We start from the raw sequence: 25,424 nt of genomic DNA, 5'->3' as shown, positions 1-25,424 counted from the left end.
GACGTGGGAAGGTGTGGCGAGGGCGGAGGAGGGCGCGCGGTGATGGACCTTAACATCTGCACGGCATGTTCCCTCCCCCCTTGCGGGGGAGGGTTAGGGAGGGGGGTAGAGGAGAAGCTCGACCTCAATTTGCGACCCCCACCCCCGACCCCTCCCCGCAAGGGGGAGGGGAGAAGGAGGCGCGCGCGATGAGGCTGTCGCGGTTCAACATCGCCGCGCTGGCATTCGGATTGGCGTTTCTCTATCTGCCGATCGTGATCCTGGTGATCTACTCGTTCAACGCCTCGCGTCTGGTGACGGTGTGGGGTGGCTGGTCGACCCGCTGGTACGCCGAGTTCTTCAACGACCAGGCGATGCTGGCGGCCGCCTGGATGAGTTTTCGCGTGGCGCTGGCCTCGGCGAGCGCAGCGACGCTGATCGGCACGCTGGCCGCGGTGGCGCTGTCGCGCGGCGGGCATTTCCGCGGCCGCACGCTGTTCTCCGGGATGCTGTATGCGCCCTTGGTGATGCCGGAAGTGATCACCGGGCTGTCGCTATTGTTGTTGTTCGTCGCGCTCGACGCCGGGCGCGGATTTTGGACCGTGACCCTCGCCCATACCACGCTGACGATGTGCTTCGTCGCGGTGGTGGTGCAGTCGCGGCTGGGCGCACTCGACCGCAGCCTGGAGGAAGCCGCGATGGATCTCGGCTGTCCGCCGCTGCGGGCGTTTGTCGCCGTGACGCTGCCGCTGATCACGCCTGCGATCGCGGCCGGCTGGATGCTGGCGTTCACGCTGTCGCTGGACGATCTGGTGATCGCTAGCTTCACCACCGGCCCGGGCTCGGCGACGCTGCCGATCCGGATCTATTCGGAAGTGCGGCTCGGGGTGAAGCCGGAGATCAACGCGATCTGCACGCTGATCATCGCGGCGGTGACGCTGCTGATCATCGCCGCCTCGCTGGCGTCGAAGCTGTCGAGCGCCCGCGCCGACAGCGCCGCGCCGATGTGAGCATGGCTGGGACTTGCCACCCATTCGACGTCATCCTGAGGAGCCCGGCGTAGCTCGAAGAGCGAAGCCGGGCGTCTCGAAGGATGGACCCCCGGCACGCGTGGCACCCCCACCCGACCCTCCCCCGCAAGCGGGAGAGCGGGCGCGCTGCCGACGTTGCGAGGCTTGCTAACTATCTGAAGCGGCCGAGATTGAATGAGCCGTGCCGCATCGTCGCCCGGACTCCCTCTCCCGCTTGCGGGGGAGGGCGGGGTGGGGGCGAGACCGGCACTGCGTCCGATCAGTTCGACTTCGACTCGGCGGCGGCTGGTGGCGCCACCGCGGCGTCCGGCTCGGCCTTCTTCTGGCCGGCGGTGAAGCGTTCCAGCACCGAGCGCACCGCGTCGCGGGTCTTGCGGTCCTTGACCGCGTCGAGCAGCGGCGCCGAGGCCGGCGAGCGGCGGATCAGGCTTTCCGGATCGGGGAAGATCAACGGGTCGTCCCACGGCCCCTGCACCACGAACGGCAGGTCGAAGCCGGGCGGCGCGCCGGCCGCCGAAGCCAGGCTGGCGATGCCCTTGAGGTCGAATTCGCGCGCCGGCACCGAGGCGGTGCCGGTCAGCGTGATCCGCGCCGCCGCGCCCTCGATCCGGATGTCTTCGGCGGTGGCGACGCCGTCATGGAAGTGCACGCCGATGTTCAGCGTGTCGAACGGGGTCTGCCCGCTGCGGAAATTGCCGCCGCCGGACAGCGGCCGGCGCTCCAGCCGTTTCAGCAATTGCTCGACATTGAAGCCCGAGATCGCGCCGTCATGGCCGGTCAGGCTGGCGGTGCCGTCGAGCGATTGCGCGAGCCCGAACGGACTGGACCCGGAGGCCTCCAGCGCCACCGTGAGATTGCCGCGGCCCGACAGCTTGCGGACCCCGAACAGGTCGCTGGCGCAGGCCATCAGATCGACGTCGACGAACTGAAACTGCGCCTTGACGTCGGCCACGGCGTCGGCGCGGGAGATGCCGAACGAGCCCTTGGCGACGCCGCCGTAGATCTGCGCCTCGCCGACGCTGAGCGCCAGCGTGCCGCCGCGCAGATTGGCGCCGAGCGCGGTACGTCCCAGCGTCGAGGAGCCGATCGTCAGCTTGGCCGCCGACAGCCGCATATCCAGATCGACCGGGTTGACCGCGCCGAGATCGAACAACTGCCGATTCCAGTCGCGCGCGCCGCTCGCCAGCAGCCGGATGGTCGACAGATACGGCGTGAAATCGAGCGCGCCGGCGGCCAGCGTCGCCTGCAGCGACGGCCGGCCGTTGTTGACGTAGGTGATGACGCCTTCGGCGACGTTCTTGTCGAGTTCGATATTGACGTTGGTCATCGCCATCGACGGCCCCACCACGCTGGCGCGCGCCCGCAGCGCGAACGGCCCGAAGCCGCCGCCGCCGGGCGGCTCCTGGCCGACCCAGCGCAACGCATTGCGCAGCGAGACGCCGTCGGCGCTCAGCGTGCCTTCCAGCATCAAGCTGGCGCGATTGGCGATCGCGCCGTCGAAGGCGAGCTTCATCGGCGCGCCGGCGATCCTCGCCTTCAGGCCGGATCGTTCGCCGGACAATGCGGCGAGAAAATCGTTGACGCTGATGCTGCCGTCGATGCGTTCGCCGCGCCAGTCGAACTGCCCGGTGGCGGCGAAGGTCCGCGAGATCGACGGCCAGGCCAGCGACAGGTCGATCTTGCCGATGGTCTCGGAGAGATGGTTGGCCTCGTCGAGGTAGTTGATTTCGCCGTCCTCGATGCGGATTTCCGAGAACGACATCTGATTGTCGGCGCCGGGTTGCATGGTCTGGGTCAGCGTCTCGACGAACGGCGTCCAATTGCTGGAGCCGTCGGCGGCGCGGATCACCCGGATATGCGGGCGCGACAGCACGAGGTCGGCGATCTCGAACCGCCGCAGCAGCAGCGGCAGCAGCCGCAGATTGGCGGTCAGCACCGCGGCGCGGAGCGCCGGCCCATCGGTATTGGGGGTCTTCAGGTCGACGTCGTGAAACGACACGTGGCTGGCCGGGAACACCGAGACGTCGATGGTGCCGTTGACCGCTAGCTCGAGGCCGCTGACCGCACGGATCTGCGCCTCGACCGCGTCGCGCAACGCCTCGCGGTCGAGCAGCCCGGAGGTCGCCAACAGCGCGATCGCGGCGAGTCCCAGCAAGGCCGCGACCGACATCCCCAAGCGTCGTAATCCTTGGGCCATCGCCAATGACATATCCGGTTGAAGTTGAAGCGAAAAAAAGCGGGCAGCGGGGCCCGGCCGAGGTCCGCAACTTGATGGGTTTTCTTGACGCTTTCAAGGCCACGGGACCGGTCATCCACGCCGATGTCAAGATTGACGGCTCAAGAGCATTTCGCCTATTAGTCGCAACACCAAGGGTTTGTTGCGTCTTTCGTCTATCGCCTCGCCTTGCCTGCAGGGCGCATTACAAGGGATATCTGTCACAAGGGATATCTGTCGTTCAGCGTGATCTGTTGGAACGTGGCTTGAGACCGTCCGCTTCGGGCACCAGGCGCAGTTCTGCACCGCCACGCCGGCAACCTCCGCCACCGGCCTTCTCCTGCCTCAGGTCTTAGCAACATGAACAAGGTCTACCCCGACGCCCAAACGGCCCTCGACGGCCTTCTCAAAGACGGCATCATGATCATGTCCGGCGGCTTCGGGCTGTGCGGCATCGCCGAATGGCTGTCCGACGCGATCCGCGAGTCCGGCGTGAAGAACCTCACCGTGGTCTCCAACAATGCCGGGGTCGACGGCATCGGGCTGAGCCGGCTGTTGGAAACCCGGCAGATCAAAAAGATGATCTCGTCCTATGTCGGCGAGAACAAATTGTTCGCCCAGCAGTTTCTCGCCGGCGAATTGGAACTGGAATTCGCCCCGCAGGGCACTTTGGCCGAACGGATCCGCGCCGGCGGCGCCGGGATTCCGGCGTTCTACACCAAGACCGGGGTCGGCACGCTGATCGCCGAGGGCAAGGAAGAGAAGGTGTTCGACGGCGAGAAATACATCATGGAGCGCGGGCTGTTCGGCGATCTCGCCATCGTCCATGCCTGGAAGGGCGATACCGCGGGCAATCTGGTGTACCGCAAGACCGCGCGCAATTTTAACCCGATGATGGCCACCGCGGCGAAGACCACCGTCGCCGAGGTCGAGCACCTGGTGCCGGAAGGCGAGATCGATCCCGACCACATCCACACCCCCGGGATTTTCGTGCAGCGCATCGTCGAGGTCGGCAGCGCCAAGAAACACATCGAGCAGCGCACCACCCGCAAGCGTACCGACCCGGCGATCCCCGCTGGAACCGGAGAGGAAGTCTGATGGCTTGGACCCGCGAACAGATGGCCGCCCGCGCCGCTCGCGAATTGCGCGACGGTTTCTACGTCAATCTCGGCATCGGGATTCCGACGCTGGTGTCGAACTACATCCCCGAGGGCGTCGACGTGGTGCTGCAGAGCGAGAACGGCATGCTCGGCATGGGGCCGTTCCCCTATGAGGGCGAGGAAGATCCCGACCTGATCAACGCCGGCAAGCAGACCGTCACCGAACTGCCGTCGACCAGCTATTTCTCCTCGGCGGATTCCTTCGGCATGGTGCGCGGCGGCCATATCGACCTGTCGATCTTGGGCGCCATGCAGGTGGCGCAGAACGGCGACCTCGCCAACTGGATGATCCCCGGCAAGATGGTCAAGGGCATGGGCGGCGCGATGGATCTGGTCGCCGGCGTCAAGCGCGTCGTGGTGGTGATGGAGCATTCCGCCAAGGATGGCCCGAAGCTGTTGAAGCGCTGCAACCTGCCGCTGACCGGCGAGCGCGTGGTCGACATGGTGGTCACCGACTTGGCGGTGTTCACCATCGACAAGCACGGCCAGGACGGCATGGCGCTGATCGAACTCGCCGACGGCGTCACGCTCGACGACGTCAAGGCCAACACCGAAGCCGATTTCCGCGTGGCGCTGCAGAACGCGTAGGCGTTCACTGCCGCGCGCGCCCACACCCCCGCCGTCATCCTGAGGAGCCCGGCGCAGCGCGCAGCGCAAAGCCGGGCGTCTCGAAGGATGGGCCGCGCGGCAAGCGCACCGTGCTTGCGGCGCATCCTTCGAGGCCCTCGCGTTGCTCGGGCGCCTCAGGATGACGGCGTGGGTGTGGCGAGGTTAACTAACAGCAGCGCGTTCTCCGCGAACCTCACGCCGGCCGGTCCGAAAACCGCGTCAGCCAGATCACCGGCGGAAGGCTGGCGGCGACGATGATCAGCGCGGCCAGCGCGCCGTCCTCGAAACTGCCGCGGCTGGCATATTGGTAGATCGAGGTCGACAGCGTGTCGACGTTGAGCGGCCGCAGCAGCAGCGTCGCCGGCAATTCCTTCAGGCAATCGACGAACACCACGATCGCAGCACCGGTCAGCGCCGGCCGCAGCAGCGGCAGATCGATCCGGCAAAGCGCGGTCAGCCGCGGCGCGCCGGCCGCGCGGGCGGTGTCGTCGTAGTCGCGCGGGATGCGCCCGAAGCCGGCCTTCACGAGCCCGGTCGGCACCGCCAGAAAGCGGATCACATAGGCCGCCACCACCGCGCCGCCGGAGCCGATCAGCAACAGCCCGGGCGACGGCGCGCCGAGCCGGGCCGCCAGCGCGTTCAATCCGTTGTCGATCCAAAGCAGCGGCGCCAACAGCCCCAGCGCCAGCACCAGCCCGGGCAGCGCGTAGCCGAGCTGCGCCACCGCGACCGCGGCGGTGGCGGCTGCGCTGCAGCGCCAGCGCTGCGCCAGCACCACGATCAGTCCGAGCAGCAGCGCCAGCGCCGTCGCAAGCCCGGCCAGCGTCACCGAATGCAGCGCGTCGCGCCAGAGCGCAAGATCGACGCCGGCGATCGCGGTTCGGCGCAGGCTGAGCCCGAGCAGATAGCAGGCCGGCAGCACGAAGCCGAGCAGCGCCGGCAGCAGGCAGGCGACGAAGGCCAGCGCGGCCTTGCCGCCTGTGAGTCGCGTGCGCGGCCGCAGCCGCGGATTGTCGGCGGAAAACTCAACGTTGACGTTGCGGCGGCCGATGCGTTCCATCGCGATCAGCAGCGCCACCAGGCCGAGCGCCACCAGCGCCAGCTGCGCGGCGCCGGCGAGGCTGCCGCGATTGAGCCAAGTGTCGAAGACCGCCACCGTCATGGTGCGCACGCCGAGATATTCGCTGGCGCCGATGTCGTTGAGCGTTTCCAGCGACACCAACGCCACGCCGACCGCCAGCGCCGGCCGCACGGTCGGTAGCGTGACCCGCCACAGGATGGTCCAGCGCCCGGCGCCGAGGATGCGCGCGGCTTCGGAAAGCTCGGCGGTCTGCGATTGCAGCAGGCTGCGCGCCGCGAGGTAAACGTAAGGATACAGCACGACGCCGATCACCAGCACCGCGCCGGGCAGCGAGCGCAGGTTCGGCAACAGCCGCACCGCGTCGGCTTGCGGCAGCAGCGCCGCCAGCGCGCGATGCGCGAGGCCGAGCGGCTCGAACAGATCGACATACAGATAGGCGGCGAGATAGGTCGGAATCGCCAGCGGCAGCGGCATCAGCCACAGCAGCAGCGCACGGCCGGCAAAATCGTGCGCGCTGATCAGCCACGCCGCGCCGGTGCCGAGCAGCAGCGCGGTGACGCCGACGCCGAGCAGCAACAGCGCAGTGTCGGCGAGCGCCCGCGGCAGCACATAGGCGATCAGATGCGGCCACACCTCGGGCGCCGGCTGCAGCGCGGTGACGCCGATGCTGAGCACCGGCGCCGCGACGAGCAGTGCGGTAAACAGCGCGATGGCGAGGGCAATGCGTTCGATGCGCGATCGACCGGAAGAAGCCCTCATGGTGAGGAGGCGCGCAGCGCCGTCTCGAACCATGAGGACTTGCCCCGTGGCCTCATCCTTCGAGACGCCCAGCTTCGCCCTTCGGGCTTCGCCGGGCTCCTCAGGATGAGGTAGCCGTGCGCGTGGCGAAGGTGCGGCGACGTTCAGTTGTCGAACCCGACCTTGTCGACCAGGGTCGAGGCGGTCTTGCGCTGCGCGGCGATCTTGGCGATCGGCATCGGATCGGCGGTCAATCGTCCGTAGCTCGCGATGGTCGGATTGAGCGCGACGCCGGGGCGGATCGGATATTCGTAGTTGGCGTCGGCATAGATCTGCTGCGCCTTGTCGCCGGCCAGCCATTCGATCAGCTTCAGCGCATTGGCCTTGTTCGGCGCGTGCTTGGCCAGCAGTACGCCGGACAGGTTGACGTGGGTGCCGCCGCCCTCGAAGGTCGGCAGGATCACGCGGGTGGCTTCCGCCCACGGCTTCTTGTCGGGATCGCCGTTCATCATCAGCGCCCAGTAGTAGGTGTTGCCGATGCCGAGGTCGCATTTGCCGGCGGCGACGTCGCGCGCGGTCTCGCGGTCGCCGCCCGACGGCTTCTGCGCCAGATTGGCCTTCAAGCCGCGCAGCCATTGCTCGGCCTTGGCTTCGCCGTGGTGAGCCGCATAGGCGGCGAACAGCGCGTTGTTGTAGATGTGCTGGCCGGAGCGGATGCAGATCTTGCCCTTCCATTTCGGATCGGCGAGTTCCTCGTAGGTGATGGCCTGCTGCTTGACGCGATCCTTCGAGGCGTAGATCACCCGCGCCCGCATCGAGATGCCGGCCCAATGGCCGTCCGGATCGCGATATTGCGGCGGCACGATCTCGTCGATCACCGGCGAATTGATCGGCTGGCTGACCCCGGCGGCGACCGCGTCGTCGATGCGGCCGATGTCGACCGTCAGCAACACGTCGGCGGGGCTGCCGGCGCCTTCCGCTTTGATCCGCTGCTCGAGGCCGGAGGAGGCCGAGATCACGTTGACGGCGATGCCGGTGTCCTTGGTGAAGGCGTCGAACAACGGCTGCACCAGCTTGCTCTCGCGATAGGTGTAGACGTTGACCTGTTCGGCGGCGGCGGCCGTCTGCAACGGGAGCAGGGCGGCGGCGACAGCGAGGGCGGCGGCGCGGATGGCGATCATGCGGGGGCTCCAACACGGGGCTACGATGCGGTGTCAGTAGCAAAGTGCGGCGCTGTGCAGCAGCGACGCAACGTCGCGATTAGAGCGATTCCAAGCCGGACGCGGCACCCTAGCAACCGGCCGGAACATTGCTGGGCGACAAAGAGGCCCGAGCCGATGCTGCGCATGGTGTTGGCGAACGGAGCCCGCCATGACGATACGCGATGACCTGCCGGTCGACGAGGTGATGCGGAGCTGGCCGGCGACGATCCGGACGTTTCTGGATTTCAGAATGCAATGCTGCGGCTGTCCGATCGCCGCGTTCCACACCATGAAAGACGCCTGCCGCGAACACGGCGTCGATCGCGACAGCTTCGTCGCGGCGCTGGAAGCGACGATCGCCGGCTAGAGCATTTTCGGTTAGGATTGAATCATCCAACCAAAATGTCGTCATTCCGGATTGCGAGTTCGAAGAACGAGCAAGTCCGGAATCCATACTCCCGGCGGTGGTTATGGATTCCGGGCTCGCTCGCAGCTTACGCTGCTCGCGCCCCGGAATGACGGCCAGGACTCTTGAAACCGCATCAATCCTAACCGAAAATGTTCTAGATTTTCTTCGCCGGCTCGATGTCGCCCGGAACCTGCTCGGACAGCAGCACCAAGCCGTGCGGATCGCGCAACACGATGCGCTGCCGGCCGCTCTCGATCAGGCCGCGGCTTTCCCAGCTGGAGAGCAGCCGGCTCACCGTATGCAGCGTCGAGCCGGTCATCTGCGCGATGTCCTGCCGGCTGATCGGGAACGCGATCTCGACGCCGTTCTCCACCTTGCGGCCGGCCTGCTTGGCGAGCCGCAACAGCGCGTGCGCGATGCGCTGCTCGACCTGTTGGGTCGACATCTCGACCACCCGGGTGTGGGTCTCCTGCAGCCGGCTGCCGACGCTGCGCAAGGTGTTGGTGGCGAGCTGCGGAAAGCGCTCGACGAGGCGCGGCCAGCTCGCCGCCGGCCAGGCCAGCACGACGGATTCCTCGACCGCGGTCGCGGTCGCCGGATAGCGCTGCAACCCGATCGCCATCGCCACGCCAAAAGTTTCGCCGGGGCTGACGTAACGCACCACCACCTGCTCGCCGCCCGCCGTGGTCTTGCTGGCGCGGACGTGACCGTGCAGCAGCACGTAGAACGATTGCGCCTCGTCGCCCTGACGAAACACCGCGGCGTTCTTGGCGACGCGCGCCGAACGCGCGTCGGTCAGCACGGCGTCGAGTTCGGCAGCCGCGAGCCCGGCAAACAGCGGCAGATCCGCCACCAGTGAACTGTCGACCGTGGGCATGGCGGCTCCTCGATGTGTCGATCGGAGATGGGGGAGGCCGCTGGCGATTGCAACGGCTGGAGCTTTCGTGGTGTCTGCAATAGCACAACAAAGCGGGTGGCATAGCGGCCCGTGCCGAGGCCGCAACTCCGAAGTCCGCCAGTCGTCATTCCTTGAGGTCTGCTGAACGCTGCTCCACCCGGCCGTCATCCTGAGGCGCCGCCGAACGCCCGCGGAGCGGGCTTTGGCGGCCTCGAAGGATGGGCCGCAGGCGCGCGTGCCCGCATCCTTCGAGGCTCGCCGGACAGCGCAAGGGCGCGGCCCGGCGAGCGCCCAGGATGACGGCGGTGAGTGTCGTCGGCGCGCCTCGCGCCGCCTTGCCACAGCTCCAGCGTCATCCTGAGGCGCCCGAGCAACGCGAGGGCCTCGAAGGATGCGCCGCAAGCACGGTGCGCGTCCCGCGCGGCCCATCCTTCGAGACGCCCGGCTTCGCTGCGCTGCGCCGGGCTCCTCAGGATGACGGCGGGGGTGTGGAGGCGCACCGGCTTTGTAGCTTTGTAGGGTGGGCAAAGCGAAGCGTGCCCACCATCGCGGCGGCGCGATGCTGCGGTTGGGCACGGCGCAAGCGCGGCTTTGCCCAGCCTACCCGTTCGTTCGCCTCGCCACACCCGCGCCGTCATCCTGAGGCGCCCGGCGCCGCGCAACACGCGCGAAGCCGGGCCTCGAAGGATGGGCCGCAGGGCTCGGGCAGGCCGCTGATGATCGCGGCATGGCTGATCGCGAACGGTCCAAAAGATTGCGGGTGGCGGCTCTTGACATGCGCGTCGTATATTGATTATATTCCTATCACCTCATCCCATCGAGGGGCGTGTCCTGGGACGCTTGGAGATGCGGGGTGGGGCGGTGGCGCCTGCGGGCGGGAGGCAGACGTTGCTTCGCGCACTCGGGACGCTTCGGGTCGCCGTCCGGCTCCACTAGGAGAGCCTGCCACTTGCTGGTTGGCTGGACGCGGTGCAGGTGAACGGCGCGAAATCGCCGGGATCGGCGGTGCGGAGTGCATCGCGCCTGCACCCGGAAGCACGGTCCGGAAGCGAAAAATCGCCACGGTGGAGCGTCGAAAGGCGTTTCCGCGGCCTCTGTGGTCCGGCGCTCCGGCCTGCACGCTGCGGCCACTACTTGAAGTCGCGCCTTTCGGCGCTCCGCCTCCCTCACGCCGGGAGGCCCCCCGGGCCGGCCCTTCCCGCAAAGCTCTTTGCGGGCAACGCTCCCTCATGCCTTGTCGCCGCGCGATCCAAGCGAGGCTTGCTCGAGATCGCTCAGGCCAGCGCGAGGTCGGTCAACGGAAAGTCGTTACCCTTGCATAGCAAGGGGCGTCCATGGCTTTTGCCAGACCATCGGCGAAGCAGTCGCCGTAGTTCAGCGCTGCGCGATGTTCAGTCCCTTTGCCGAACCGCAGATGTGCTGAGCGTGCGAGCTGCGCCTGGTCGGCCGTGACCGGCTCGATCCTGATCCCGGCCGCGGCGATGAAGTCGTCTAGCCATCGTTCGGCCTTGGCCGGCGCGATGTCCTTGAGCCCGCGCAGTACAATCGAGGTTTCGACCAGATTGGCGGCGGACATCATTGGCTGGTCGTCTTCGGCGATGCGTCGCGCAAATTGCGCGGCGTCCTGTTCCTGCCGGAAGATCGCAATCACCGTCGAACTATCCACCACGATCACGTCGGAAGCCCGTGCTCGTCATAGCCCAGAATGTCATCGGCGCTGCGTCCGCTGTCGGGGAGCGACGCGTAGCGGCGTCCGATCTTCATCAGTTGCTCCGCAGCCTGATCAGTCTGGCGTCGTCGGCGCTCGCGGACGAGTTGCTCGCGCAACGCGGCGGTGACGGCGGCCGTCAGGCTCTCGCCGGTCAGCTCGGCCAATTCGGTCGCCAGCCGATGCGCTTCGTCGTTCTTGATGTTGAGGTGCATCGTTCAACCTCTCGCCAAGGTAGAAATTTAGCGAGTGTCTACCGGCGTTTCAATAGCGCGGTCGGTGTCGGTTTCTCACGCCTTCTGCATCGCGTCGGAAAAGATCACCTCGATCAGTGTGCCGGAATGCGGCGCGGTCTTGATGTGGAATTGCGCGCGGTTGGCTTCCACCAGCGCTTTCGTCAGCGACAGGCTGACGCCCGGCGCTTCCGAGCTGTGATCGCTCGGCGGCGCGGTGCGGAACGGCTCCATCGCGGCGGCGAGTTCGTGCTCGTTGAGCCGGCTGCCGGTGTCGCGCACCCGCAGCATGACGTCGCCGAAGTCGGACAGCGCGGTGGAAACGATCACTTGGCCGCCCGCATTGGCGAGATGGATCGAGGTGCCGATCAGGTTGAGGGTGATCTGGCGCAGCGCCTGGGCGTCGGCGACCACGTTGGGCAATTGATGCGCCAGCGAGGTGCGGATGATGATGCGCTCGCGATTGGCCTGCGGCTGCATCACGCCGACGCATTGCTCGACCAGTTCGTTGAGATGCTGCGGCGCGAAGGCCAGCTCCAGCTTGCCGGTCTCGATCCGCGACAGATCCAACAGATCGCTGACGATGGCGATCACGCGCTCGCCGGAGGCGCGGATGTCCTTCATGTATTCGACGTAGCGCTCGTTGCCGAGCGCGCCGAAGCGCTCCTCGATCATCACCTCGGTGAAGCCCAAAATGGCGTTGAGCGGGGTGCGGATCTCGTGGCTGAGCCGCGCCAGCACGTCGGCCTTGGCGTTGGCGGCGCGCTCGGCTTGGCGCCGCGCCTGGATCAATTCCGACTCGGTCTTCTTGGCTTGCGACAGATCGCGGAACACGGCGAAGTAATTCGGGCCGTCGTGGCGGGTGCGGCCGATGATCGCCGACAGCGGGATCAGCCCGCCTTCGCGCACCCGGCCGAGCACTTCGCGGCCAGGGTCGAGCAGGCTCGCCGCGCCATCGCTCTTGATCGCCTCGATATAGTCGAGCAGCACGCGCTGGCTCTCCGGCGCGAACAGTTCGATCAGATTGCGCTGCACCAGGTTGTCGCCGGGATAGCCGAACAGCGCCTCGGCGCTGCGGTTGCAGACGTGCAACTGGCCCTCGGCATCGAACATCACGATGCCTTCGGCGGTGGTGTCGAGGATCGCGCCGAGTTCTTCGGCGTTGGCGGCGCCGACCGCCGAGGGCAGATCGGGATCGATCGCCGGCGCTTCGGCGAACGGTTCGGCTTCGGCGGCCATCGCGGTTTCGGCCGCGGTCTCGGAGAAAATCAACGCCAGCGCCGGTTCGCCGTCCCAGCTGATGGTGAACAGCCGTCCCTCTGCCGGCTGCGACGACGGCTGGTCGGCGGCGCGCTGGGCCGCGGTGATGGTGATCGGCGCGCCATCGTCGGAGTTGCTGCTGGATCCGTCGGCGCCGGACTCGACGTACAGCACGTCGAGACCACCGGCGTCATCCAGCGCGGCGACGCTGGCGAAGCCGGTGCGCTCGAGGAAGGCGCGGTTGGCGTAAAGCAGCCGGTCGAGCCGATAGATCAGCACGCCGACCGGCAACAGCTCGAGCAGCAGCGTGTCGCGCAGCGCTTCGCCGCGCGCCGGCTGCGTCGCCGGCGCGGCGGCGGATGGTTCGGACGGCTCGCCCGCGGTCTCGGATTGCGCGGCCTGCGGCTCGCGCGACTCGGGCTCGCGCGAGTCGGGCGCGGTCGGATCGGGCCGGCTCGGCGCGTCGGGCTGCGATGCCGCGGGCTCTGCGATCAGGTCCGGGGCTTCGCTTTCCAGCCGCGCTGACAATTGCCGCGCCAGTTCGTTGAAGGCGTTGTTTTCGACCGGAGTCAGCGCCGGCGATCTCGGATCGTTGGTCTGCCTGAACGGCAGAACATTTTTGGGCGTATCCACAGCTGGTTCCGGATCTGTTGGGGAAGACATGTCAGCCGGCGAGGGCTGGTCGGAGAGGTCGGTGCCGTTCGGCTCGCTTGCGCTGACCGACGCCGCGGCGAACGATGCATCGACCGGCGCAATGCCGGCGGACAGCGGCTGCGCCGGAAGCGTGTCGTCGTCGTTGCGCCGCGCATCGGCGAGCCGGTTGAGACCGGCGAGGTCGCGGCAAACCCCGAAGCCGCGATAGCCGCGGAAATTGCCGTCGCGATCCTGAACCGGCAATCCCGACATTTCGACGGCAAGACGCTGGTCGGGACCGTCGACCGGCCAGTTCAGCATGATGCCGCTGAAGGTGTTGCGGGTGGCGATCGCGGCGGCGAAATGCCGGTCGGGATCGAGCCCGAACAGCGCGGCGATCTCGTGCCACAGCCGGCCAAATCCGGCGGCGGTGCGCGGCCCGATCAGCCGGCTGAACTCGTCGGAGACAATGGAAAACCGGCCCTCGGCGTCGAGCTGCCAGGTGAAGCGCAGCGGGTGGCGTCGCGGCGGCAACGGTTCCGCGAACCAGGGCAGCGCGACATCGGCGTCCGCGGTGGCGGTCGGCGCGGCGGCAGGCGGTTCGGGTGAGGGCGTTGCGGGCTTGGCATGCTCGGCTGCGAGATCATCGGTGGCGGCGGGATCGAGGGCAGCGTCGACCGGCTCGGCCGATGCTTCAACCGGCGCCGCGTCGTTCCAGGACAGCGCCGGCTCGGCCGGCGTTTCCGCGCTGATCAGGTCGGCCGACGGTGCTGCGGGCGATGGCTCGGCCGGGGCTGCGGCATCGTCGAGCGGCGAGAATTCGGCCGGGGCTTCGGGCGTGGTTGCGGGCGCTTCGTGGTCCGACAGCGGGTCGGCTGCGAGGTCGGCCGTGGCCTCGGAACCGACGGACGGCGGCGGTTCTGCGGGTTCGGCGGCGGCTTCGGTCGGCTCGGCCGGCTGCGATGGTTCGGGCGGCGGTTCTTTGGCCAGATCAGGGTGTTGCGGCGCGTCGGGCTGCGACACTTGCTGCGCCTCGTCGGCCGCCGACGGATGCGAGCGCGGCTGCGCCGCCTGCTCGGTTGCGCCCGGCACCAGCAGCGCCACCAAGCCGACATCGGCGCCGGCGCCGACCCGCTGCAGCACCATGCGGCCGATGCCGATCGGCATCTCGGCGCGGCCCAGCGTCAGCGCGTCGTGGCGCGCCGTTTCCAATCCGGCCTCGGCGAGATTGCGAAATCCGAGCAGCGCCCGTGCCGCGTCGCTGGCGCCGATGAACAGCCCGTCGCGCGCGAACGTCGCGATCGGCGTCTCGATGCCTTCGACCAACCGCTGCAGCCGCTCGACCAACGGCATGGCGCGGCCGATCGGCTCGGCGGCGACCACCAGCACGCCATGGCTGCCGTCGGCAAACTCCAGCCGGGCGCAGCCGCAGGTCACCAGCGCGCCGAGCGGCGCGCCGAAACCGCGCAGCCGTTCCAGCCGCGTCGCGCCGCTCGGCGGCAACCGGCCCGCGAGCTGCGCCACTTGGCGGCGATGCGGATCGGCCAGGCCGAAGCTCTTGGTGCCGAGCGCCGCGCCGTTCGGCGCGCCGAACAGCCGCGCCCCGACCGGATTGGCCCAGACGATGCGCGTGCCGTCGATCGCCCACAACCAGGCCGGCAGGCTGCTGGTGGCGTGGATCGCGAGCCGTGGATCGTCCACGCCGCGCACTTGGAATTCGGCACTCGTCATCGACACTCACGACTGACGGGGCGGCGGATCGCCGCACGCGTCGGACCTCTCTTGCAGGGCGACAGCCTTAACAATTCGTTAGTATCGCCTCCGGTTGCCGCCAGGTCCACGATCCCGGCGGACGCTTGGGTGCCAAAGCGAGGATAACGTTAATTTCGGCATCGGCCAGAACCTTGACGCTTGAATCGCGTTGGGGTTGCAAATCCATTCCATTAGTTCACGATGCAACCGCGGCGGCACTCGGCGACAGCGGCGATATCGCCCTGCGACACACGACCGCGTCACAACAATGATGTCTCTGGTCGCTAACAATGGCCAGGGACAAGGGGGAACCGAACGTTTCGAGCTCTGCAAGCGTCGACACCTGCTAGCTTTCAACAGGAGTGGGACCATGGACCAGGATGGGCGTGACAGTTTCGAAATTCCGAAGGAAGTGCGATCGATGGCCGAAGCCAGCTTCGATCAGGCCCGCAAGGCATTCGAGCACCTGCTGGCCAGCGCGCAGCAGACCGCCAGCACCATCGAGGGCAAAGGCGCAACGGTCCGCGCCGGCGCCAAGGACCTCACCACCAAGGCGGTGTCGTTCGCGGAAAAGAACGTCACCGCTTCGCTGGATTATGCCCAGCAATTGCTGCACGCCAAGGATCTCAGCGAGGTGATGCGGCTGCACAGCGAATACGTCCAGACCCAGATGAAGTCGTTGGCCGAGCAGGCCAACGAACTCGGTCAGATCGTCGGCCATGCGGCGCTTGAGGCGGCGAAGCCGAAGACCTGAGAGGCTCGGACCGGTCGCGGCCGCCCGCGGCCCCTGTGCGATTGAAGGCCGGCAGGCGCCGACTCGACGGCGCCCGCCGATCCTATGTTGCAATGCACAATTTTCGAGTTATGATTGAGCCATTGGACGCTTAGAAGCGTCGGTGATCCGGTTTGCCGACCCGGGCAAGAACTCTCCGGGCTTCACAGGGTCACGCAGTTTCCCCAACTGAAGGATGCACCGCATGGCCGATTCCGATCCGTTCTCATCCGTGATCGCGTTCCAGCTTCCCGAACAGGTCCGAGCGCTGGCCGAAAAGGGCGTTTCGCAGGCGCGCGAAAGCTACATCAAGCTCAAGGACGCCGCGGAGAGCCAAAACGGCACCATTGAAGCCGTGTTCAGCTCCGCCAGCAAAGGCGCCACCGACTATTCCGCCAAGCTGGTCGACATCGTGAAAACCAACACCAACGCCACCTTCGATTTCGCGCAGGCGCTGATTGGCGCCAAGTCGCTGCCCGAGGCGCTGGAATTGTGGACCGCGCACGCCCGCAAGCAGGTCGAAACCCTGACCTCGCAGACCAAGGAGCTCGCCGAACTGACCCAGAAGGTCGCGGCGGACACCGTGGAGCCGATCAAGACCAACGCCGCCAAGCTGTTCACGCCGCCCGGCGCCTGATTTGCCGGGCTGCCTGCGCAGCAGCCGTGCGACGCGAAGGCGTGCCGCGATGCAGAGCGTGTTTTACGACCCGCGAGGATGACGGTGTCACGACATCATCCTCTGGTTCTGTTGTTTGGTCGGAACCCGTTTCGGGGGCGGCGGGCGGAGAACCGGCGCCTGGCGCGAAGGGCGATCTGACGCGGACTCCCCCGCAAATGCGCCGCGCCGCCCGGCGCCGTGCCAGATTTGGGCTGACAGTCGCAGTGCTGGGTTGTGGCCTCGCGCCGAGCTTTCTTTCCGGGAAACCCGATGTTTCTTTCCGGGAAAACCGCCATGCTGCGTTAAACGTTCGTTTTTCGTCGCATTCCCGGCCTTGCCAAAGCCCGGCGATGCACCTAGTTTCCGCCCCGTTCGCACCCCCGTCGGGCGGACACGGATGCAGTTGTAGCTCAGTTGGTTAGAGCGCCTGTCTGTGGAACAGGAGGTCGGTGGTTCGAGCCCACCCAACTGTACCAAATAAATCAAGCGGTTAAAGAAATTTCCGCAATTTAGATGCCCTCATAGCTACCAACTAGCTACCACGACGACGGTGATCTTGGGCGACTGGACGTCACTCGTTTGTGAGTGACTTCGCGCTATCGCCCGCCTGGGCTTTGCCCTCGCCCTCTCAAGGCTGAAACAGGGGTTCGATTCCCCTAGGGAGCGCCAGCAAACTCAGGCACTTACGTAGCCATCAGCCGCGTTCGTTGAATAATGGTTGAATAAGACCGCTGGTGAACAGCGGCGCACGCTTGGGGAATTTGCTGCCGACATTAGCCGACTGGCCTCGACGCGACGCCTCACTGTAGCTGGCGCATTCGCGAAAAATTTCCTCGTCGCCCTTGGTGTCCGGAAATATTCAAACTGCCGCCGACGTACGCTGTCGTACGCGAGCGCCCTCGGATGAAGTCGTCCACGACAGCCAGGATCGTGTCCCGTGGCGTGGTGTAGCTGGCGGCGGGTCACGCGACTGCCGGGTTGGTCCGGGCCGGTCAGCTGGCGAATGCCGGAAGGCTGACGGCGGGATCATCGCCGATCGGGGCGATGGTTTCCAGCGTCATGTAGCGGGCGCGCTGCACCGCCCATTCGTCGTTCTGTTCGAGCAGGATGGCGCCGACCAGACGGATGATGGCGTCTTCGTTGGGGAAGATGCCGACCACCTCGGTGCGACGCTTGATCTCGCCGTTGAGGCGTTCGATCGGATTGGTCGAATGCAGCTTGGTGCGATGCGCCGGCGGGAAGCTCATATAGGCGAGCACATCGACCTCGGCTTCATCGAGGAAGGCCGCGAGCTTCGGCAGCTTCGGCCGCAGTTGGTCGGCGACCCGGCGCCATTGGGTTCGCGCGGCTTCAGCGTCGTCCTGCGCAAACGCCGTGCCGATGAAGGCGGAGACGACGCGCCGCCCGCTCTTGCCGGCATGGGCGAGCACGTTGCGCATGAAGTGGACGCGGCAGCGTTGCCAGGTGGCGTTGAAGACCTTGCTGACCGCGGCCTTGATGCCTTCATGGGCGTCGGAGATCACCAACTTGACGCCGCGTAGCCCCCGGCGGGCGAGCTTGCGCAGGAACCCGGTCCAGAACGTCTCGGCCTCGGAGGGCCCGATATCGAGCCCGAGAATCTCGCGCCGCCCGTCGCTGTTGACGCCGACCGCGACGATCACCGCGACCGAGACGATGCGCCCGGCCTGGCGCACTTTGACGTAGGTGGCGTCGATCCACAGATACAGCCAGTCGCCCTCGATCGGCCGGCCAAGAAACGCCTTCACCTTGTCGTCGATCTCCTCGCACAGCCGCGACACCTGGCTCTTGGAGATGCCGCTCATCCCCATCGCCTTGACCAGATCGTCGACCGAGCGGGTCGAGACGCCATGCACATAGGCCTCCTGGATCACCGCGGTGAGTGCCTTCTCGGCCATCCGCCGCGGCTCCAGAAAGCCCGGAAAATAGCTGCCCTTGCGCAGCTTCGGGATCCGCAGTTCGACGGTGCCGGCGCGGGTCTCCCAGTCGCGGTCGCGATAGCCGTTGCGCTGCGCCAGTCGCTCGGGGGTCTTCTCGCCATAGCCGGCGCCGGTCAGGCTGCCGACCTCCATCTCCATCAGCCGCTGGGCGGCAAAGCCGATCATCTCGCGCAGCAAATCGGCGTCGGGGGTCTTCTCCACGAGCGAGCGCAGGTTCATCATGTCGTCGGTCATCGGTGGTTCCTCGGTTGCGTTGGTGTGTCGCAACCCGATCCTACCGGGAAATCGTCGATGACCGCCGCAAAGCCGCCCGCCCGCTACGGCGCCAGTTGAGGGCGCGCGTGCGGGCGGCTTTGCTCTACCGAGCTACACCACTTGGTGGGACACGACCACAGCCAGGATGCGAAACCGACGGCTGGCTGCCTCGACAGAGCGGTCGGATTTGCGGCAGCACCCGTCCGGCACGCTATTTGGTCGGATATGATCGAGGCAATGAGCTGCCGAAGGCGAGCAACGATCGCGCTACATCCGGACCCGGGACTACAGCATGACCGAGAGAAGCAGGGGCCACCCTACTTGTAACTGCCCATATCGGTTGAAAACCCAAGACTAATCCAGCCTGGGCGTGTATTTCTAATCCTAACAACATGGCCTTCCCGCCCGGGGAGACGGGCCGGAGGGGCGATGCAAGTCACAAACGGCGGACGCGGCGTTCATGCGCGGGAGGTCAAAGGCGTTGAGCGCCTCAAAAGCCTGCCGAAAGACTGGTACGCCTTTACGAATCTCGAACTTGCCACGGGCCTCGGACGGTCGCGGGAACTCGACGTGATCCTCGTGACCGATCACATGATTCTTCTCGTCGACCTCAAGGATTGGTCCGGGGCCATCGAGAGCGATTCAGGGAATTGGCTTCACAACGGGCGCGATACTGGGCCGTCGCCCGTCGCCAAGATTCACAGTAACGTCAAAGATGTTCTGCGTCTGCTCACGGCGCAATTGAGGTCGCGGCTGGAAAGCAAAAGCGCCCCGATTCCGAAAATCGTCGGGGTAGTTGTCATCACCGGCAAGGCGAACCTGTCGAAGATCGCTGCGACGGAAAGAAGCAGCGTTTTTGAGATCGACGACTTCCTGAAGACGCTCGGCTCCGAGAAGTTGCGCCGGGCGGCCTTCGGCAACGTGGCCCCGCAAATCGTGGCGGAGCCGCTGACCGACGCGGTCTGGAAGGATCGTCTCTTCAAGTTTTTCAATGTCAAGGCGGGATCGTTCAAGCCGGGGCGTTCGCGCTACGATCGCTATGTCGCCACGTCGGATCAGGCCAGCTTCCAGCATCCGAACGATATTTACCGGGAGTATGAGGCGGAAGAAGAGAACACGCCCCAAAATCTCGGGACCTTGCGGCTGTGGAATTTCGCGAACTGCATGGACGGGCGATTTCAGACCGAGGAGGGACGGGCGGAGATTGCGGGCCGGGAAGGTAAAGTCTTCTACTATCTCCGGGACCGGAACGAAGATTGCGAGAATTGGATTCTCGTTCCGAAGGCGGCCGACCCCAATCGGAGTGTCAACTATTGGGAGGTCTACGACCGCCGGCGGCGGCTGAAGCGGCTGCGCGACTTCATCTCCAGCGAAGGGGCCAACCTGTCGATCCTGGACCGGATCGAACTCGTGCGCCAGATACTCGCGCGCGTTGCGGCACTTCATACCTCGGAGGCGGCGCATCTGGATTTGGGAAGCCACAGCGTGTGGCTCGAAGCGCCTTCGACCGTTCGGCTCTCGCATCTGCTTGCGGCGAAGTTTCCGGAAGTCGCCTCGCTCGGCAAAGCGCGCTATCAGTTCCTCTCGACGGTGACCGCGCCCGAAGACGTTCTCGGTGACGAGTTCAGCGCCAAGGCCAAGGACGTGTTTCTGGCTGCGATTGCGGCTCATGAGATTCTGTTCGGGCGCGTCCCGGACAGCTCCTCGCCCGGCAATCCGCCGGACTGGAACGCCTCGGTCGATGGCGACCGGGCGTTTGAGCCGCTGCATCACTGGTTTGCTAACGCTTTGGAGACCGACCCGGCCCGGCGTTTCCCGGACGCGGTTGCTGCGCTCGAAGCCTTCAATGCGGCGACGGCGTCGCGGCCGACGCCGAAGGAAGTGATCGAAGGTCTTGAAAGGTTTCGCGGCGGCATCCGTTCGCAACGGCAACTGATCGGCACCTATCCCGCCGTCGAGGAGATCTCCGCCACCGACATCACTGAAATCTGGCGGAGTCAGCAGGACGAATCTCCCGTCAAAGTGAAGATGTGGAAACGGCAGGCCTGGGGTGACCAGAGCCGCGAGGGTCCCCGCATTCTCGATTTTCTCAACCGCGCCTTGGACCTGAAGCTGTCGCCTCCGCAGGGATGCGCTGCTATCAGGGATGTGCTGTGGCTCGGCGATGCCATCGTTCTGGTGCAGGACTGGATCGGCGGAGACACGCTGGCGAGTAGCCTCGCGTCGAAACCGGATAGTTGGCTCGATCCGCATGCGTCGTTGACGTTTCTGGTCCAGTTGGTCGAGACCGTGACGGAGCTGCATGCGCGAGGCGCGGCGCACGGGGACCTGAAGCCGGACAACATTATCGTCCGGGACGCGGAAACCCGCGAGCCGGTTCTGGTTGACACGATTGATTTTACGCCCGCATCCGACGGGGACATTGCGTCGAGCGCCTATGCGCCGGAGGCCGGTAGCCGGCAGGAGCGGGACAATTTCGCGGTTACGAAGATCGTCGAAGAGGTGCTCGCCAAATGTCCCATCAATCCACGCGCTGCGGTCGCGGTCGCAAGCGCCATCGCGACCTGCCGGAACAATGTGCCGCAGAACGCGACGCTCTTACCGCTGATCGACGCGCTCGATGCCGCGCTGGTGCCGGACGCCGAGGCGCCGCGCCTGTCGATTGCCTTGTCGATTTGGAGTGCTGAGACCGGCCCCGTCTTTCCGGACGAAGGGCGGCTTTATCTTCGCGCGCGCGGGGATGTCTCCGCGCTCGTGATCCGCGGCATCGGCGAGGAAATCGAGATCCGTCTTGACGTCAAGGGCGTTCCGTTCTCGGGACGCCGCCGAACCGTCACTCAGGGATGGATTGCGCGCGTCTCAAAGTACGAATTCAAATCGATTGCCGCGGACCTCACGGTCGTAAGTTCCGACTTCAATGACTTCAGCGAACTCGCTGCACTTCTGGAAGATTCGGACGTGCGGGAAGCGCTTGGCGGGGCGAAAGAGCCGAAGCGCGCCGATGTGGCGGATGAAGAAGAACCCGGCGACCGTGAGGAGTTGGGGGACGTTGCCGAAGACGTGCTTGTCGAAGAGATCGTGGCGGCTCCCGCAGCGGTCCGAACGGTCGATATCGATGTGCCCGAACTCTGGCGTAGCCTCATCGGCGTCGAGGCCGAACTCACCACGGAAGGGCTCGCGCTTTCGGAAGGCTTCTTCGACCGCAATCTCAGACGCCATGTCGTGCCTTTCGAGCTCTCCAGCGGGACGTTCGATTTTGACCGGGCCGATACGGTGGGCGTGCAGAAACTCGACGCCAAGGGTGTATGGCGCCGCGTCGGCGAACTTGATACCGCGCGGTCAAAGCCCGGCGTGGTCGTGATCGATCCGACGGAATACGCCAATCCGAACCAGACGCGCCTCATTGAGGAGAACCAGCGGCTTCGCTTCACCAGCCACTTCGAACTTCAGAGCCTTCGCCGGCGCGAAGGTGCGATCGAAAAGGTACTGTCGCGCCAGGCGCGTGTGCCGGGCCTCATTGACGTATTCGACCCGCGCCAACGCCTGCTTCCCGTCACTGCGCCGTGCGCCTTGGATGATACGTTAGTTGAGGCCTACGGGCTCAATCCGAGCCAGAAGGAGGCGATGAGCGCGCTTCTCGGTGTGCGGCCCCTTGGGTTGCTGCAAGGACCTCCGGGTACGGGCAAGACGAAATTCATCGCGGCGCTCACGCACTATGCCCTGGCGAAGGGGCTTGTGCGCAACGTCTTGCTCGCGAGCCAGTCGCACGAGGCGGTGAACAACGCAGCGGAGTCGGTGCTGGCGTTGTTTCGGCGATCGGGCGGCGACCCGAGCATTCTCCGCGTTGGCGCCGAGGGTGTCGTGTCGGATCGATTGCTGCCCTATCATACCGAGCGCGTCGAGCTTCTGTTCAAGGATCGCTTCCGCGCCCAGCAAACCGAACGCCTGCGGATCGCCGGGGCCGCCCTCGGCCTGCCCGAAGGCCTCGTCGACGAGTTCCTCTTCGTCGAGACCGCCGTCCGGCCGGTCTGCGAACGGATCGCGGAGTTGCTCGGCAGTGCCGGCTCCGACGCGAGCCGCGTTGACGGCCTTCGCCAGACGTTACGCGCGCATTTGGCGCACCTTGGCTTGCCGGACGACCTAACCGGTATCGAGGGCGATATCACCGCCTTTATCGATAAATCCGTCGGCGCCCTTGTGGAGCGGCGCAAAGGTGAGCCAGGCGTCAATGCGGCCAACGCGGCCAGGCTGCGCACCGCGGGTAAGATTGCGCGCGACTTTGTAACGAGCGCATCGACGGCGCAACGGAGCTTTGAGCCGTTTCTCGCTGGCACGCGGCAGATTGTGGCCGGCACTTGTGTCGGACTCGGCCGTCCGTCCCTGGGGCTCACGAGCACGCCGTTCGATCTCGTCGTCGTGGACGAGGCCGCGCGCTGCACGGCGAGCGAGCTCTCGGTCCCACTCCAGGCGGGGCGGTGGATTATTCTTGTGGGGGATCAGGCGCAATTGGAGCCCCAACACAAGCCGGAAGTGGTGCAGCAGGTGGGGGCAAGGACCGGATTCGCCAAAGGCGAGATAATCCGGAGCGACTTCGACCGTGTCTTCGCGACCGCCTACGGGTCTGTCGCCGGCAAGAAGCTGAAGACGCAGTACCGCATGCTGCCGGCCATCGGACGGCTTGTTTCCGACACGTTTTACCCGGAGATCAAGCTCGAGCACGGGCGCGATAAGCCGGAGATCGATCCTTCGGTGCTCCCAAGCGATCTCGGGGTTCCGCTCACCTGGATCGCGACCGACAGCTTCGGCGACCAAGGTTTCGAGAGCTTGGAGGCGGGAGGGACCAGTCGCATCAACCGGGTCGAAGCGGACTGCCTCCTCACACTTCTCACGCAGTGGTACGAGCATGAGCCTTTCCGTGATTGGCTAACGACCCAGACGAAGTATCCGCATGGCGTCGGGGTCATTTGCATGTACGCCGCGCAACGCGATCATTTGAGAAACAGACTTTTGAAGGCGCCACACGGCGACACGCTGCTGCGGCATGTGAAGGTCGATACGGTCGACAGTTACCAGGGCAAAGAGAATCCGATCGTCATCCTCTCACTTGTGCGCAATAACGCGGACGGACCTCAGCGGTCGGGCGTGGCGACGGTGCGGGAGGGATTTCTGTCGCGCAGCAATCGAATCAACGTCTCCATCAGCCGGGCTATGGACCGGCTGGTGATCGTGGGGTGCAACGCGCGATGGCCGCAAGGAGGGCCGATGCGCCGCCTCGCGGACAATTTCGGCAATGCGCTCGGCGGCGGCGAAGCGGCGCTAGTTCACGCGTCCGACCTCCTCAGCGCCAAGAAGGCGCCGCGCGCCAAGAAAAGTGAGCGAGGCTAAGGATGGCTCTGCGAAAAAATCCCGTACTTCATCTGAAGAGCCAAGGACTGGTCGATCCGGACGACGACCGTCCGATTGAACTCGCGGTCTATGATGTCCTCCTTCCTTGCCGGAACTTCCTTATTGATCACAAGGTCGCGGTGCTCGGACGCACATCGCTGACGACGGAGTTTCTGCTGCGGCTTGTGAAAGCGGTTCCCGGAATTTCAGAGAAGGATGCCGCCGCCTTCTTCGGCTTCAATGTGCGCGAGACGTCGTTTGTGCTCGCTGAAGCGGAAGCGCCGGGCTACGTTGAGCGGCGCGACGGACGGCTCTGGCTGACCGTGGCCGGCGACGGCTTGTTCCGGGACGGAAGCTCCGAGCCGGAGATCTTTGCGGTCGAGCCGCGGCGCCGGGAGGTTGGGTTCGATCTCATATCGCTTGCGCCCCAGCATCCCCGCTTTCTCACCGAATTCGAACGGGGACTTCCTGAGCTTGCGATCCTTGACGAAGAGGCCGCCGGGTCCGCAGCGGCCCGCATTCCGCAGGCGTTCCGAAGGTTCTTTTCCGAGGTCGCCGACCGTCGAGAGCGTGGCAAGGGCGAGAAGAAGGACCTCTATTCGGTCGATCCGGTCACCTCCAAGAACCGCTTCTTGAGCACGGTGCGCACCGTCGTGCGCGCTCAAGCCTCCTACCCGAGTTCGGAAGAAAGCGACCTCATCCTCTGGCGTCCCGAGCACGAACAGGCGGACAGGCCGGAAATCGTGAGCGCCGTGGCCTCGTTTGTCGACGGGCTGAAACAGTCGCGAAGCGAAGGCGACGCCGAAGCCTACAATATCCTTATCAACCTCGCGCCGGAATTCCTGAAGGACTTCACCCGGCGCGACGGGCTCGCAGTCGAGCGCTATTATCGCGAGGCGATCACGCGCGCGGGCGACGTGCGAGCGGACCGCAAGACGGCGCCGATCGCCGGCTCGCTGCTGCTGTCGGAAAACCGGAAGCGCCTTCTCGATGTACTCGACTACGGGTCTCGCCAGCATTCCGGCGCGCCGCGCTTTCTCCTGTGGCTCGTGCCGCAGGTGCCGTCGTGGAATGCGACGACACTTCTCGATGAAACGGTCGGCGGCATCCGTACGCGCTGGAGCGGACAGCGCGCTGACGGCCAGAAGGACGCGTTAAAATCGATATGTCTCACCGCGCCGCGACCGCCGCGCTATGTGGAGAAGGCGTTTGAGATCGTCGCTACAAGCGACTACCGGCGGTTTCCGGGTCCGCTCGAAATCCTGATTGTGCCGCACGTGGCGGTCGCCGCAATCGCGCACGCGCCCATCGAGACGCCGCGCGGTTTTGCGGTTCCTGTCGGATTCGTCAGCTTCGACGCGGAAGTCTTGCGGCGGGCCGAGCAATATGTGCTGGATAATCTCGGCACGTATGTCACGGATGAGAGTCTCTATCGCGAGGTCGCAGCCGCGCTCTCGGAGCAAAAGCCCTCATAGGCGGCCAAGGTCC

General features: G+C 65.9%; 16 protein-coding genes and 1 tRNA gene. 9 read left to right on the top strand and 8 right to left on the bottom strand.

Annotation, left to right across the window (positions count from 1 at the left end; genetic code table 11):
* Window positions 1–188 precede the first annotated feature (188 nt).
* Complete coding sequence (locus RPC_RS19785) at window positions 189–989, top strand: ABC transporter permease (RefSeq protein ID WP_011474359.1); 801 nt, start codon at window positions 189–191, stop codon at window positions 987–989.
* A 280-nt stretch (window positions 990–1,269) separates the two neighbouring features.
* Here RPC_RS19785 and RPC_RS19780 read toward each other — a convergent pair whose 3' ends face one another.
* Window positions 1,270–3,207: an AsmA family protein gene (locus RPC_RS19780; RefSeq protein WP_041802114.1), complete on the bottom strand. Its 1,938-nt coding sequence runs from the start codon at window positions 3,205–3,207 to the stop codon at window positions 1,270–1,272.
* A 378-nt stretch (window positions 3,208–3,585) separates the two neighbouring features.
* Between RPC_RS19780 and RPC_RS19775 the strand changes: the two genes are divergently transcribed.
* On the top strand, window positions 3,586–4,323 hold the full coding sequence (locus tag RPC_RS19775) for a CoA transferase subunit A (RefSeq protein ID WP_011474357.1): 738 nt from the start codon (window positions 3,586–3,588) through the stop codon (window positions 4,321–4,323).
* On the top strand, window positions 4,323–4,973 hold the full coding sequence (locus RPC_RS19770; protein ID WP_011474356.1) for a 3-oxoacid CoA-transferase subunit B: 651 nt from the start codon (window positions 4,323–4,325) through the stop codon (window positions 4,971–4,973). Before RPC_RS19775 ends, RPC_RS19770 begins: the two co-directional genes overlap by 1 nt.
* Before the next feature lie 214 nt (window positions 4,974–5,187).
* Here RPC_RS19770 and RPC_RS19765 read toward each other — a convergent pair whose 3' ends face one another.
* Both RPC_RS19765 and RPC_RS19760 read right to left on the bottom strand, forming a co-directional pair.
* On the bottom strand, window positions 5,188–6,834 hold the full coding sequence (locus RPC_RS19765) for an ABC transporter permease (protein ID WP_041802112.1): 1,647 nt from the start codon (window positions 6,832–6,834) through the stop codon (window positions 5,188–5,190).
* A 143-nt stretch (window positions 6,835–6,977) separates the two neighbouring features.
* Window positions 6,978–7,994: a Fe(3+) ABC transporter substrate-binding protein gene (locus tag RPC_RS19760; RefSeq protein ID WP_011474354.1), complete on the bottom strand. Its 1,017-nt coding sequence runs from the start codon at window positions 7,992–7,994 to the stop codon at window positions 6,978–6,980.
* Window positions 7,995–8,184: 190 nt separating this feature from the next.
* On the opposite strand from RPC_RS19760, the gene RPC_RS19755 reads away from it, so the two are divergent.
* A complete protein-coding gene (locus tag RPC_RS19755) occupies window positions 8,185–8,382 on the top strand; it encodes a DUF1858 domain-containing protein (protein ID WP_011474353.1) in 198 nt (65 codons plus the stop codon).
* Between the two features lie 196 nt (window positions 8,383–8,578).
* On the opposite strand, the gene RPC_RS19750 is transcribed toward RPC_RS19755, so the two are convergent.
* From RPC_RS19750 to RPC_RS19735, 4 genes are all read right to left on the bottom strand, one after another.
* Window positions 8,579–9,301: a Crp/Fnr family transcriptional regulator gene (locus RPC_RS19750; protein WP_011474352.1), complete on the bottom strand. Its 723-nt coding sequence runs from the start codon at window positions 9,299–9,301 to the stop codon at window positions 8,579–8,581.
* Between the two features lie 1,315 nt (window positions 9,302–10,616).
* Window positions 10,617–10,997 (bottom strand): type II toxin-antitoxin system VapC family toxin, encoded by a 381-nt coding sequence (locus tag RPC_RS19745; RefSeq protein ID WP_415914750.1) that lies wholly within the window; start codon window positions 10,995–10,997, stop codon window positions 10,617–10,619.
* A complete protein-coding gene (locus RPC_RS19740) occupies window positions 10,994–11,245 on the bottom strand; it encodes a type II toxin-antitoxin system VapB family antitoxin (protein WP_011474350.1) in 252 nt (83 codons plus the stop codon). The genes RPC_RS19745 and RPC_RS19740 overlap by 4 nt, the downstream gene beginning before the upstream one ends.
* 75 nt (window positions 11,246–11,320) lie before the next feature.
* Entirely contained in the window at window positions 11,321–14,887 is a 3,567-nt protein-coding gene (locus RPC_RS19735; RefSeq protein WP_011474349.1) for a PAS domain-containing protein, read from the bottom strand.
* A gap of 391 nt (window positions 14,888–15,278) precedes the next feature.
* On the opposite strand from RPC_RS19735, the gene RPC_RS19730 reads away from it, so the two are divergent.
* From RPC_RS19730 to RPC_RS19720, 3 genes are all read left to right on the top strand, one after another.
* Window positions 15,279–15,662, top strand: coding sequence for a phasin (locus RPC_RS19730; RefSeq protein ID WP_011474348.1), 384 nt, complete (start codon window positions 15,279–15,281; stop codon window positions 15,660–15,662).
* A gap of 223 nt (window positions 15,663–15,885) precedes the next feature.
* Window positions 15,886–16,317 (top strand): phasin, encoded by a 432-nt coding sequence (locus RPC_RS19725; RefSeq protein WP_011474347.1) that lies wholly within the window; start codon window positions 15,886–15,888, stop codon window positions 16,315–16,317.
* Window positions 16,318–16,737: 420 nt separating this feature from the next.
* A tRNA-His gene (locus RPC_RS19720) sits at window positions 16,738–16,814 on the top strand.
* Between the two features lie 516 nt (window positions 16,815–17,330).
* Here the strand turns inward: RPC_RS19720 and RPC_RS19715 are convergent.
* Window positions 17,331–18,530, bottom strand: coding sequence for an IS256 family transposase (locus tag RPC_RS19715; RefSeq protein ID WP_011474318.1), 1,200 nt, complete (start codon window positions 18,528–18,530; stop codon window positions 17,331–17,333).
* 450 nt (window positions 18,531–18,980) lie between these two features.
* On the opposite strand from RPC_RS19715, the gene RPC_RS19710 reads away from it, so the two are divergent.
* Window positions 18,981–23,936: an AAA domain-containing protein gene (locus tag RPC_RS19710; RefSeq protein WP_011474346.1), complete on the top strand. Its 4,956-nt coding sequence runs from the start codon at window positions 18,981–18,983 to the stop codon at window positions 23,934–23,936.
* A 2-nt stretch (window positions 23,937–23,938) separates the two neighbouring features.
* Entirely contained in the window at window positions 23,939–25,411 is a 1,473-nt protein-coding gene (locus RPC_RS19705) for a hypothetical protein (RefSeq protein WP_011474345.1), read from the top strand.
* Window positions 25,412–25,424: the final 13 nt, after the last annotated feature.

It is taken from the genome of Rhodopseudomonas palustris BisB18, from assembly GCF_000013745.1.
Taxonomy (GTDB): domain Bacteria; phylum Pseudomonadota; class Alphaproteobacteria; order Rhizobiales; family Xanthobacteraceae; genus Rhodopseudomonas_A; species Rhodopseudomonas_A palustris_F.
The sequence above is the reverse complement of the archived record's forward strand: the minus strand, read 5'-3'. Positions and strand labels throughout refer to the sequence as shown.

Excerpts from the sequence above, each read along its gene's own strand:
- RPC_RS19755 (WP_011474353.1), top strand. The coding sequence starts at position 8,185 with ATGACGATACGCGATGACCTGCCGGTCGACGAGGTGATGCGGAGCTGG.
- RPC_RS19735 (WP_011474349.1), bottom strand. The coding sequence starts at position 14,887 with ATGACGAGTGCCGAATTCCAAGTGCGCGGCGTGGACGATCCACGGCTC.
- RPC_RS19775 (WP_011474357.1), top strand. The coding sequence starts at position 3,586 with ATGAACAAGGTCTACCCCGACGCCCAAACGGCCCTCGACGGCCTTCTC.
- RPC_RS19705 (WP_011474345.1), top strand. The coding sequence starts at position 23,939 with ATGGCTCTGCGAAAAAATCCCGTACTTCATCTGAAGAGCCAAGGACTG.
- RPC_RS19760 (WP_011474354.1), bottom strand. The coding sequence starts at position 7,994 with ATGATCGCCATCCGCGCCGCCGCCCTCGCTGTCGCCGCCGCCCTGCTC.
- RPC_RS19730 (WP_011474348.1), top strand. The coding sequence starts at position 15,279 with ATGGACCAGGATGGGCGTGACAGTTTCGAAATTCCGAAGGAAGTGCGA.
- RPC_RS19740 (WP_011474350.1), bottom strand. The coding sequence starts at position 11,245 with ATGCACCTCAACATCAAGAACGACGAAGCGCATCGGCTGGCGACCGAA.
- RPC_RS19770 (WP_011474356.1), top strand. The coding sequence starts at position 4,323 with ATGGCTTGGACCCGCGAACAGATGGCCGCCCGCGCCGCTCGCGAATTG.
- RPC_RS19710 (WP_011474346.1), top strand. The coding sequence starts at position 18,981 with ATGCAAGTCACAAACGGCGGACGCGGCGTTCATGCGCGGGAGGTCAAA.
- RPC_RS19715 (WP_011474318.1), bottom strand. The coding sequence starts at position 18,530 with ATGACCGACGACATGATGAACCTGCGCTCGCTCGTGGAGAAGACCCCC.
- RPC_RS19750 (WP_011474352.1), bottom strand. The coding sequence starts at position 9,301 with ATGCCCACGGTCGACAGTTCACTGGTGGCGGATCTGCCGCTGTTTGCC.
- RPC_RS19780 (WP_041802114.1), bottom strand. The coding sequence starts at position 3,207 with ATGGCCCAAGGATTACGACGCTTGGGGATGTCGGTCGCGGCCTTGCTG.
- RPC_RS19785 (WP_011474359.1), top strand. The coding sequence starts at position 189 with ATGAGGCTGTCGCGGTTCAACATCGCCGCGCTGGCATTCGGATTGGCG.
- RPC_RS19725 (WP_011474347.1), top strand. The coding sequence starts at position 15,886 with ATGGCCGATTCCGATCCGTTCTCATCCGTGATCGCGTTCCAGCTTCCC.
- RPC_RS19765 (WP_041802112.1), bottom strand. The coding sequence starts at position 6,834 with ATGAGGGCTTCTTCCGGTCGATCGCGCATCGAACGCATTGCCCTCGCC.